At 52.4% G+C, this 380-nt stretch carries 1 pseudogene; it reads right to left on the bottom strand.

The window, feature by feature from the left end:
• Positions 1 to 380, bottom strand: a pseudogene (locus tag AC1D0P_RS31685) (hypothetical protein); the annotation flags it as partial.

Here is a 380-nt window from a genome sequence, read left to right as displayed (position 1 = left end):
GGAGGAAGTCATTTTTCGGCTGGAAAAGCATGTCTTCGATTTCAGCTTTGCCCCACAAATAGACTTCGCTGAATCCGAGTTCACGAGCCTTGTCGCGAAATTGGTCGCGCGCAGATATCGAAAAATCGCATGCTGCAGCAAAAATGAGACCGTACAAATGGCCGCGCTGCTCTTCTGGCACATCATCGAGATATAGAACTAGCTTTTTTGGACCGATGGCCTTTTCACGCTTACATTGGATCAACCATGCTCGCTCATCCGCCTCATCTATCGCCGCGCCGTCCTCTGAGTCGGCATCGTCAAGGGTAGGGAATGAAATACGCTCGATTGCTCGCGCGTCAAACCCTTCATCAGCGCCTGTGCGCCCGGTCGCTTCCAAC

It is taken from the genome of Polaromonas sp. P1_G2, assembly GCF_056405515.1.
This window is presented reverse-complemented; position numbering and strand designations above follow the sequence as displayed.